Source organism: Fundidesulfovibrio sp. (assembly GCF_058402725.1).
In genome coordinates this window covers 1-10748 of sequence record NZ_JBZVFJ010000128.1, presented here as the reverse complement: position 1 = coordinate 10748, position 10748 = coordinate 1, and the positions used below count along the sequence as shown (strand labels likewise).

The 10748-nt window shown below is 67.6% G+C and carries 9 protein-coding genes; 3 read left to right on the top strand and 6 right to left on the bottom strand.

All coding sequences use genetic code 11. The features are described from left to right. Positions 1 to 579 (bottom strand): substrate-binding periplasmic protein (locus ACV4UX_RS14750; RefSeq protein ID WP_491594038.1); only part of this gene is annotated, 579 nt, incomplete at its 3' end. Positions 580 to 841: 262 nt separating this feature from the next. On the opposite strand from ACV4UX_RS14750, the gene ACV4UX_RS14745 reads away from it, so the two are divergent. Further along, positions 842 to 1516, top strand: coding sequence for a response regulator (locus tag ACV4UX_RS14745; protein ID WP_491594037.1), 675 nt, complete (start codon positions 842 to 844; stop codon positions 1514 to 1516). Between the two features lie 32 nt (positions 1517 to 1548). Here ACV4UX_RS14745 and ACV4UX_RS14740 read toward each other — a convergent pair whose 3' ends face one another. From ACV4UX_RS14740 to hcp, 4 genes are all read right to left on the bottom strand, one after another. After that, the gene (locus ACV4UX_RS14740) at positions 1549 to 2826 is read right to left on the bottom strand and encodes a diguanylate cyclase (protein WP_491594036.1); all 1278 of its coding nucleotides are present in this window, start codon (positions 2824 to 2826) and stop codon (positions 1549 to 1551) included. A 194-nt stretch (positions 2827 to 3020) separates the two neighbouring features. Further along, positions 3021 to 3806: an ATP-binding protein gene (locus ACV4UX_RS14735; RefSeq protein ID WP_491594035.1), complete on the bottom strand. Its 786-nt coding sequence runs from the start codon at positions 3804 to 3806 to the stop codon at positions 3021 to 3023. Between the two features lie 96 nt (positions 3807 to 3902). Further along, positions 3903 to 4736 carry a sulfite exporter TauE/SafE family protein gene (locus ACV4UX_RS14730; RefSeq protein ID WP_491594034.1) on the bottom strand — a complete coding sequence of 278 codons (834 nt, stop codon included), beginning with the start codon at positions 4734 to 4736 and terminating at the stop codon, positions 3903 to 3905. A 196-nt stretch (positions 4737 to 4932) separates the two neighbouring features. Further along, positions 4933 to 6567 (bottom strand): hydroxylamine reductase, encoded by a 1635-nt coding sequence (hcp, locus tag ACV4UX_RS14725; RefSeq protein WP_491594039.1) that lies wholly within the window; start codon positions 6565 to 6567, stop codon positions 4933 to 4935. Between the two features lie 194 nt (positions 6568 to 6761). Between hcp and ACV4UX_RS14720 the strand changes: the two genes are divergently transcribed. Continuing rightward, positions 6762 to 8075: a GGDEF domain-containing protein gene (locus tag ACV4UX_RS14720; RefSeq protein WP_491594033.1), complete on the top strand. Its 1314-nt coding sequence runs from the start codon at positions 6762 to 6764 to the stop codon at positions 8073 to 8075. After that, positions 8072 to 9622, top strand: coding sequence for an outer membrane homotrimeric porin (locus tag ACV4UX_RS14715; RefSeq protein ID WP_491594032.1), 1551 nt, complete (start codon positions 8072 to 8074; stop codon positions 9620 to 9622). Before ACV4UX_RS14720 ends, ACV4UX_RS14715 begins: the two co-directional genes overlap by 4 nt. Before the next feature lie 565 nt (positions 9623 to 10187). On the opposite strand, the gene ACV4UX_RS14710 is transcribed toward ACV4UX_RS14715, so the two are convergent. Beyond that, the coding region (locus ACV4UX_RS14710; RefSeq protein ID WP_491594031.1) for a response regulator at positions 10188 to 10748 on the bottom strand (561 nt) is incomplete at its 5' end.

The window sequence follows — 10748 nt, the reverse complement described above, 5'->3', positions numbered from 1 at the left end:
GGCCTGCGCGCCCAGGGGGGCCAGGTCGAAGAGCCTGGGGTCCAGGCAGGTGCCGCTCTTGGTGAGGGTGGTGCGGCTCGTGAGCTTCTCGCGGGTGCGCCGGATGTCCTCGAGAACCCGGCCCGTGGGGGCGATGGGCGCAAGCTGCGAGTCCGCGCGCACCACCAGCCAGACCTGGGTGGGGAACACCGGCGCGGAGAAATCCAGGAGCTTTTCGCGCCAGGGCAGCACGGTGAGCCCCGAGGCCAGCACGTCGCCCCTGGTTTCGGCGGGACCGGCGAGGGTCACGTCGGTTCCGTCGGTGGTGAAGCGCTGTCCCACAAGGTCCTGGATGGCCGTGGGCCAGTCGGTGGCCACGAACTCGTAGCGCACGCCCAGGTGCGCGGCGAAATCGCGCATGAGCTCCACGTCGAAGCCGTCGCCGTTGCCCGTGACGAAGGCCGCGTAGGGCACGCCCAGGTGGCGCAGCACGCCTTGGGCGCGTATCTCGTCCAGGTCCCTGGCGGACGCCCTGGATTCCGGCAGGCACGTCAGCGCAAGCAGCGCGAGAATCGTCAGCGAACGGATGCAGGTCGCCATGGGACACCCTCCTTGTCGCTCGGCGGCTCCCCTGATGGAGCCCTGGTACTCCTGTCGACGACGATGTTCAACCGGACCGGGCGCAACACGGGCCGGGAATTGAAGTGGTCGGACGCCTCGCAGCATCCGCGCCCGGGCCAGGCCTCCGTCGTGTCTCCTGAGATAACCCATCGCGCAGTGGACACAACGGGCCGGGCTGGGCTAGGAGTGCGGAAAAACCACGGTGGACGCTGTGTCGCGCGGGCGGTCGCCGACCACTACCATGAACGACCTCGTGCTCCTCGTCGACGACGAGCCCCATGTGCTCGACGCCCTGCAGGCCGCCCTGCGCGGCCGCTTCAGCGTGCACACGGCCCTGGGGCCGCAGGAGGGGCTGGACAGGGTGCGCTCCGGCGGGCCCTACGCCGTGGTGATCTCCGACCTCAAAATGCCCGGCATGGACGGCATCGCCTTCCTGGCCAGCGTCCGCGAGCTGTCGCCCGGCGCCACGCGCATCATGCTCACCGGCCACGGCGACATGGACGCGGCCATGAAGGCCGTGAACAGCGGCGGGGTGTTCCGCTTCTTCACCAAGCCCTGCCCTGCGTCCGTGCTGGCCGAGGCCATCCGCGAGGGCATCGCCCGCCACCAGGAGCACGCCGCCATCCAGGCCCTGCGCCAGGAGCGCGACGCCAGCCAGGCCCCGGGCGGGAACGGCCACGCCGAACAGGCCTTCGAGGCCAGGCTCCTGGAGGCCGCGGGCGCGCAAGGCCTGGGCGCCAAGGAGCTGAAGATCGCGGCCATGATCCGCGACGGCCTCTCCACCAAGGAGATCGCCGAACGCCTCCACCTGTCGCCGCGCACCGTGGAGACCTACCGCAACGTGCTGCGCCGCAAGCTGGACCTGCTCAACAGGCCCGTGAACATGCAGCAATACCTCATCCGCCTCTCCCGCTGAGCGTCCGCCGGGCCGGTGCGGGCGCTCCTTGCTCACGAGCCTTCGGGCTTGCAGTGCACCTGGTTTCGTCCCGAGGCCTTGGCCGTGTAGAGCGATTCGTCCGCGCGGCGCACGAAGGATTCCGCGTCGTCGCCCTCGGGGTTGAAGGCGGCGCAGCCGAAGCTGGCGGTCACGGCCAGGCCGGGGCCTGCGGGCTCGTTGAAGCGCTGTCCGGCCACGGAGCAGCGCAACTTCTCCGCCACGGCCCGCGCGCCCTCCAGCCCGGTTCCCGGGAGCAGCAGCAGGAACTCCTCGCCGCCGAAACGAGCTGCCAGGTCGCTGACCCGGACGGACTCCCGGAGCTTGGCCGCCACGCCCTTGAGCACCTCGTCGCCGACCTGGTGCCCGTAGGCGTCGTTGATGCGCTTGAAGTGGTCCACATCCACCATCACGCAGGAGAGCGGGGAGCCGTGCCGCGCGGCCAGGGCGCACTCGGCCTCCAGGCGCTCGAAGAGGCAGCGCCGGTTGGCAAGCCCCGTGAGCGCGTCCGTGCGGGCCATCTGTTCCAGGCGCGTCTGGGCCTCCTTGAGCCTGCGCATGAGCTTGTAGATGAAGAAGTAGAGGGTGCCCAGCAGCAGGGCCAGAGTGGCCAGGCAGAGCCAGACGATCACCCGGCCGATGCGCGCCTGCGCGCCGTGGATCGCGCTGATGTCGAAGCGCACGCTGATGCCGCCGCGCACCTGCCCGGGCTGGTAGCCCTGCCGGGCGTGGCAGGCCAGGCAGGGCTGCTCCACGAAGAGGGGGGCCATGTAGCGGAAGAAGGTCTTGCCGCCCTCGGACTCGGTGGTCATGGCCTCCCTGGAGCCTTGCTCGAAGCCCGCCAGGGAACTTCGCTCGAAGGGGTCGGGGGCGTTGCCCGGGTTGAGGGGGTTGAGGCTCGTGATGCGGAAGGTGAACATGCCGTGGCTGGCGGCCAGGGCCGAGACCTCGCGGGTCATGAGGGCTGGGTTCTTCTTGGTGAAGACGCGCCCGTCCGCGGCGGTGATGTCGGGGTTTTCCAGGTAGGGGTTGGACTCCACGCCCGGCCCCTTCTCCACATAGACGCCCCCGTAGCGCGCGTTCCACTCGCGCATGAGCAGGATGTTGTGGAAGTGGGCCCTGGCCCTGGCCTCCACCTCTTCCTGCATCACGTCGCGGTTGCGCACGAACACGCCGATGAAGATGCCCATGACGAAGAGGGCGATGACGAGGCTCACGCTGACGGTGAAGCGCCGCCAGAGGTTGTCCCTGGAGGCTGGTTGTCCCGGCGCGTCCGGGCGGTGGGCGTTCATGGCGGTCTCCCGATCGGTCCTGGTCTGTTGTCTCCGGGCGGGAAACGGCCCCGGCGTCCGGCCGTCTGCACGGCAGGTGACGGTCATTGTGACCTGCGGACGGCGCGTTGTCCACGGGCAAAAGGGGGATCAAATAAAGGAGAATGAACGTGCCCCCGCCGCCCCTTGCCGGGGCGGCGGAGGCTGAGCGGGCGCTAGAAGAGGGTGCGGGGGTTCTGGGCGGCCTGGACTTCGCCGGTGCGCGCGATGACCAGGTCCTCCACGGGGACGTTGTTGCCCGCCAGGGCAGCGGCCTGCCGGACGAGGTGCGAGAGCCCGGTGCAGCAGGGCACTTCCATGCGCAGCACCTGGACCTTTTTGACGCCCGAGTGGCGCATCATCTGCGCGAGCTTCTGGAGGTAGGGGTCGGGGTCGTCGAACTTGGGGCAGGCGATGAGCACCACCTTTCCGGCCATGCGGGCGTGGAAGTCGGGCAGGGCCACGGGGGCGCAGTCGGCGGCGACGATCACTTCCGCGCCGCGCAGGAAGGGGGCGTCGGCGGGGACGAGGCGCAGCTTCACGGGCCAGTGGCCGAGGTTGGATTCGGCGGGGGCGTGGCCTTGGGCGGGCGCGGCCTTGGGGTTCAGGGCGGCGGCGCGCGAGCCGGGGCAGCCGCCGTGGGGCTTGAGGGTGGTCACGTTGGAGCCGGGGCAGCCGCAGCCCATGGCGGGCGCGGGGACGGCTTCGGCCTGTTTCATGGCTTCGAGCTCGTGGTGCACGGCGTCCTCGTCGAAATCGTCGGCGACGCGCTCGATGATCTTGAGCGCGCCCATGGGGCAGTGGCCGAGACATGCGCCAAGGCCGTCGCAGAGCTTGTCGGCCTTGAGCCTGGCCTTGCCGTTGACGATGCTGATGGCGCCTTCGGCGCAGTTGGGCAGGCACTCGCCGCAGCCGTTGCAGAGTTCTTCGTCTATTTCCACGATCTTGCGGGTGGTCTTCATGGTGTTCCTCCGGGGCGTGTTGGGGAGACAATAGCGATGCGGTCGGGCGATGCCTGTGACGTGCGTCACAGGGAGCCGGAAGAGCCGAAGATTTTTTCAGCCCCAGATCCCCAGGGCCAGGAGGAGCACGCGCACGCCCAGTGCGGCGAGCCCCCAGGCCAGGAGGCGCACGATGAGCGTGCCCCCCAGGCGCTCGGAGAGGCGCGCGCCGATCTGCGCGCCCAGGATGACGCCCACGGCCAGGGCGGCGGTGCGGTGCGCGCCGTGGTGGAAGGCCCCGGTGAGCACCAGGGTGGTGACGCCGCACAAGGACATGGCGGCCAGGACGCAGTGGGAGGTGGCGGTGGCCACATGCACGGGGAAGCGGAGCAGGTAGACCATGAGGGGCACGTGGATGATGCCCCCGCCGATGCCCAGGAAGCTGGAGAGGTAGCCCACCAGCAGGGAGAGGCCGCCGCCCAGCCAGGGATTGAAGCTCCAGGAGTAGCTGGCCCCGTGGGCGTCGGTGAGGGTGCGGGCGGTCTGGCCCGGGACGACGGGCCGGTGGGCGTGCTCTGCGGGCGGTTTCTTGAGCAGGAGGAAGGCCGCCCCGGCCAGGAGGAAGACGGAGAAGACCAGGTCGAAGTCGCGCCGGTCGACGCTGGCGGTGCCAAGCGCCCCGAGGATGGTCCCGGGCAGCGCGCAGAGGCCGAAGAGGGCGGCGGAGCGGTAGTCGATGCGCTTGGCCAGCGCGTAGGCCTCCACGCCGGAGAGGGCGTTGAAGAAGACGGTGGTCAGGGAGATGCAGGTGAGGGTCTGGGCGGCGTCGGAGGGGTAGAGCACCATGAGCAGGGGCATGAGCACGAAGCCGCCGCCCGCGCCGATGAGGGTGCCGAAGGCCCCGGCCAGGAGCCCCAGGGCCATGAGACCCAGATAGGCTTCGGGGCTCACGGGGCGTTCCGGCCCGGGGAGGGCGCGGCGTGTTCACGCATGGCGGGTCCTTGGTCGAGGTGCGCGTCGCCTGATCCATCCATCGTTGGTGTCTACGACACGCGCGGCGCGCCTGGCAAGGGCCGCGCGGCAAAGCGAACGGCCGCCGCTTTCGCGACGGCCGCCCGGTTGGAGTTCTCGGAGGAGGTGGAAAGGCTTAGCCGAGGATGGCCTTGATGTCTTCGTCGGGGGTGGTGATGGGCATGATGTTCAGCTTCTCCACCAGCACCTTGAGCACGTTGGGGGTCACGAAGGCGGGCAGGGAGGGCCCGAGGCGGACGTCCTTGATGCCCAGGGCAACCAGGGTGAGCAGGATGGCCACGGCCTTCTGCTCGTACCAGGAGAGCACCAGGGAGAGGGGCAGGTCGTTGACGCCGCAGTTGAAGGCTCCGGCCAGGGCGATGGCCACCTGGATGGCGGAGTAGGCGTCGTTGCACTGGCCCATGTCCAGCAGGCGGGGGATGCCGCCGATGTCGCCCAGGTCCTTGTCGAAGAAGCGGAACTTGCCGCAGGCCAGGGTGAGGACCACGGTGTCCTTGGGCAGCTTCTCGACGAACTCGGTGTAGTAGTTGCGTCCGGGCTTGGCGCCGTCGCAGCCGGCCACCAGGAAGAAGCGCTTGATGGCGCCGGACTTCACGGCGTCGATGACCTTGTCGGCCACGCCCAGGACGGCGTTGCGGGCAAAGCCGGTGAGCACCTGCTTGCCGGGGGCGTCGTCGGTGAAGCCGGGCAGCTTGAGGGCGTGCTCCACCACGGCGGAGAAGTCGTAGCCTTCAACGTGCTTGACGCCGGGGAAGCCCACCAGGCCGTGGGTGTAGACGTTGTCCTGGTAGGAGGCGGCGGGCTTCATGAGGCAGTTGGTGGTGAAGAGGATCGCGCCGGGGAAGACGGCGAATTCCTTCTGCTGGTTCTGCCAGGCGGTGCCGTAGTGCCCGTAGAGGTGGGGGTACTTCTCCTTGAGCTTGGGGTAGCCGTGGGCGGGGAGCATTTCGCCGTGGGTGTAGACGAAGACGCCCTTGCCTTCGGTCTGCTTCAGGAGCTCTTCCAGGTCCTTGAGGTCGTGGCCGGTGATGAGGATGGCCTTGCCCTTCACGTGGCCCAGGGGCACGGCGGTGGGCTTGGGATGGCCGTAGGCGTCGGTGTTGGCCTTGTCCAGGGCTTCCATGGCCTTGAGGTTGGCCTGTCCGGCGCGGACGCAGCAGTCGAACCACCAGTCCATGCCCAGGCCGGGCTTGGTGGCGGCGGCCATGGCCTCGTGGAGGTAGTCGTAGATTTCCTTGTTCTCCACGCCCAGGATGCGGGCGTGGTCGGCGTAGGCGGCGATGCCCTTGATGCCGAAGAGCACCATGTGCTGGAGCGAAACGATGTCGGGGTCGGTGTCGGGGTTGTCCTTCATGCCGCCCAGGCCCTTGGAGGCCTGCTCCACCAGGCCGTCCAGGGTGGCGGCGGGGGTGAAGGAGACGCTGGCGTGGGCGGGGACGCTCCCCCCGGCGGCCTTGACCTTGGCGGCCAGGGCGTCGCGCAGCTTCACGGTCTGTCCGATCCAGGCCTGGAAGCGCTCGGGGTCGAAGTTCACGTTGGTGAGTGTGGAGAAGAGCATGGCGGGCACATGCCGGTCGGCTTCGACGTCCGCCACGCCCTTGGCGCGGCCTGCCTCGGCCACCAGGGAGAGTCCGCGCAGGGCGTAGACCAGCAGGTCCTGGAGGTTGGAGGTGACTTCGTTCTTGCTGCACACGCCGATCTTGTCGCAGCCTTTGCCTTGGGCGGTCTGCTCGCACTGGTAACAGAACATGCTCATTATGATTCCTCCCTTGGGGTTGGTTGACGTGGTTGCCTCGTCTGCCCAGACACCTAACCCTCCACCGGAAAGGCGGATGTGACCTGCGTCACGCGGGTGGGAAAATCGCCGTTTTTTTTCGCGGCGGCCTCCAGGACTCCTTGACCGGCAGGGACCCGTAAGGCCAACTGTCCCCAAGGAGACCAGCCATGCGCCTCTACCACATGATTCTGGTTCTTGCAGCCCTCATCGTGTCGCTCAACATGGCTTTCCAGGCGCTCTGGCTGCATCAGTTCTCCCAGGTGCGCGACAGCATGAGGGAATTCGGGGGGAATTATTTGCCCTCGGTGCGCAAGGCGGGGGACCTCACCCGGCTCGTCACCGAGTTCCGCAACCTGGAGCTGCGCTACGTCCTGGCCGTGCACGAGCGGGAGCTGGCCGGCCTGGCCCGCCAGATGGGACGCATCGCCGCGCGCATCAACTCCGCCGAGGACAGCCTGGAAAGGCTCTGCCGGACCCCCGAGGAGCGCCGGGACTTCCAGGGCTACCTGGCCGCCAAGGCCTCCTACATCGAGGGCAACCGCGCCGTGCTGGAGGCCATGCTGGACGGCCGCGCCGTGGAAGCCGCCGCCCTGGCGCGCGGCAAGGCCGCCGACTACGCCGTGATGATCTCCCGGCTGGAGGGCATCGAGCGCGTGAACATGGAGCTGGGCGTGGAGGCAAACCGGGAGGCCGGGGACCGCTTCGGGCGCATGCTGGGGAGCATGGCCCTGGCCGGGCTGGCCACCTCCCTGCTGGGGGCCGGCGCGGCCGTGCTGGCGGCGCGGCGCATCGGGCAGCCCATCGCGCGGCTGGCCCGGCACATGGTGCTCTCCGACGGCTCCCCGCCGGAGGACCCGCCGCCTCCCGTGCCCAAGGGCGTCTCCAGCGAGGTGCGCGTGCTCTACGAGGCCTTCGGCGATCTCTCGACCAAGCTCTCCGCCTCCATGCAGCGCCTGGAGGCCCTGGCCGTAACGGACCCGCTCACCGGGCTGCCCAACCGGCGCAAGATGCTTGAGGAAGGGCCGCTGGCCCTGGCCATCTGCCGCCGGGGCGGGCGTCCCTGCTCCGTGGCCATGCTGGACCTGGACCACTTCAAGGCCGTCAACGACACACACGGCCACGACGCCGGGGACGCCGTGCTCTCCCAGACGGCGGCCGTGCTGCGCGGGGTCGTGCGCGAGTCCGACGTGCTGGCGCGCGTGGGCGGCGAGGAGTTCGCCCTGCTCGCCCCCAACTCCGGGCGCGAGGAGACCCTGCACCTGGCCGAACGCCTGCGCCGCGCCGTGGAGGAGCACGCGGTGACCCACGGCGCGCTCTCCCTGCGCGTGACCGTGAGCATCGGCACGGCCACGGACCACCCCGGCGCGGGCGGTTTCGACGCCCTGCTCCGCCAGGCGGACCAGGCCCTCTACCGGGCCAAGCAGGAGGGGCGAAACCGCGTGGCCGCGAGCGCAGACGCGCCTGGCAAGGACCCTGCATGACGCGCGCTGCCGTGTCGTCGGCGGGTTTCCCCGCGCCGGGCTTTTACGCGCCGGACCTGTTCGTGAAGAGGCTTATCCCGCTGCGGCTTCCCGCAAGGAGACTTTTCGGGCCGGGTCTTTTCCTGGCAGTCGCCTGGGCTGCGCTCATGCTGGCCGCCCAGCCCTGCCGGGCCGCCCGGGTCGCCATGAGCGGTCAGTTCTACGCCTACGCCGCCAGCTACGCCAACCGCCTCTTCACGCCCTGGACCACCGACCGCGCCCAGGCCCAGGACGCCTTCGCCGTCTGGCAGCGCCTGCGCCTGCGCACGGACTTCACCAGTAGCGAGAACCTGGGCTTCACCTTCTGGGTGCAGGTGGACAACACGCCCTGGGGCAACGCCACCTACACCGTGGACAACCCCGCGCCCGCCGTCGAGGTGTTCAAGGCCTACATGCAGTTCAAGTGGCCGGGCACGGACGTGGAGTTCACGGCGGGCAAGTTCAGCACCACCCTGCCCCAGTCCGAAGCCTTCACCGGCTCCGTGGTGCTCGATTCGGAATACCCGGCCGTGGCCGTGGAGATCCCCCTGGGCGAGGGGGCTTCGCTCCAGGCCGCCGTGGGCCGCCCCCTGGGCTACGCCGACGCCCTGGAAAGCGTGACCGGGCGCGCCACCGACGTGATGGACCTGGCCTGGCTCTCGCTGCCGCTCACGGGCGAGGGCTGGGCCTTCACGCCCTGGGCGGCGGCGGCGCGGCTTGCGCGCACGCCCGCCCCCGCGCCCTATGCGGGCGCCCTGGGCGGACCGCCCGACCTGGGCTACATCCGCCGCCAGATCCTCTCCCTGGGGTACTTCCAAGGTCGGGGCGGCTTCGCGGGGGACGCCGCGCCCTACGCCTGGGCCGGTGCGGCCCTCAAGCGCGGCGTCGGGGACTTCACCCTCTTCGCGGACCTTGTGGGCGGCGCAGGGGCCTGGGCCGACGCGCCGCGCAACGCGCGCCGGGGCCTCTTCGCGGACCTGGCTCTGGAGTACGCGGGCTGCGACCGCGTGACCCCGCGCCTCTTCGCCTGGTGGGGCAGCGGCGAGGACGCGGACACCGGCAACGGCTCGGAGCGCCTGCCCACCCTGGTGCGCACCTGGAACTCGGGCCTGAGCTATCTCTTCTTCACTAGCGAAACCATCGACAACGAGACCACCCTGGTGGCCGACCCGACAGGCTCGTGGGGCCTGGGCCTGACGTTGGACAAGATCGCCCTGGTGGAGGGGCTCTCCTCGCGCCTGACGGCGGCCTACATGCGCGGCACGTCGGACCCGGCGGCCTTCCGGCGCTCGGTGGCGCTCTCGGGCCAGGGGTACATGGTGGAGATGGGGCGCAACCTCACGCTGAACGAGTCCATCGTGGCGCTGAACTTCGACCACTCGTACGCGGTCACGGAGCAGCTCACGCTCCTGGTGGAGACGGGCTGGGCCAGGCCCCTGGGCTTCCAGGCCAGCGTGTGGGGGCCTTCCATGGCGGGCGCGGCCACGGACTCGGTGAAGGTGGCCCTGGGGGTGCTCTACACGTTCTAGGCTTTCTGGAGAGCCGCGCGGCGGCAAGATCCTGCCGCGCGGCTCTGTGATGACGCCTGGGATCGCAGAGCGGGACCGGACAGGTCCGACGCCCGCATACAATGCGAAACAGTTGATTTCCTGCTGCTTCCCTTGATATCCGTCATTCGCGCATGGCGAGTTCCAGGTAATTCGACAGATCGTCCTCGCGAGCCTCCCCTCTGGCGAGCCTCCCTTTCATTTCCGCGATGCCCAACGCGCGAGCTGCGCCGGGGTGAAGTCAGCCGAGACTAGTGGGTATAAGGGGGCGCAGGTCCATACCATTATTTCCTTTGCATTGATGGAGAAAGTTAGGATGACGATGGATGACCTGGGGTGGGGCTGGTCGCCATTTTCTTCCTGAATGAGTATTGACCTGGGCGTTGCCGAAGGAAAAGCCGGAGAGAGTCACAGGATTCTGTGAAATTACCCTGCCCTGTTTGTCTGCAGGACCTGTACGAGGCATAAAATTGAATAATCAAAATATAATGCTTGTAGCCTGCTTTAATTATGCTTTTCGTTGAGGATGATTATATGAAAACTCGGCCTACTTAATCTTGTTTAGCAGCAGGGCGAGGAGGCCCTTCACTTCGACGGAGATCACCCCTAGTGATATTTTAATGCTGGTTGACCTCGCTATTGAATTGATAATAGAATATTTAGATTGAAAGTTGCCGGTCATAAAATAATTGTCAACAAGCTGTACCAAATGGTCGGGTGATGTGTCGTTCTTTGAAATGTAAGTTAAGTCCTCAATGAGGTCCAACGATGCTTTTATGCTGATGATTTCTGCCTGTTCTCTTGCTGCAGAAAATAAGGCTATGGGAGTTTTAATGCCGCATTTTCTTAGCCCTTGCGCAATTAAAATTCCGGCATCCATGCCTCCTCTTGTTGTGCGTGATCCAAGGAGTGGTTTATGTATGTCCATCATGGTGTCTAAAATTATGAGGTCACATCTGTCAATCCTTAATAAAGTTTCAATGAACCCAATTTCTGTTCTTACAGCATGAACTTGATAGCGGTGTGTTTTGTGGAGGCAGTCTATATACCCTGTGGAGTTGCCCCCGCTAAACCGGACACCCCGCCGTTGCTGAGAAACGGATGAACT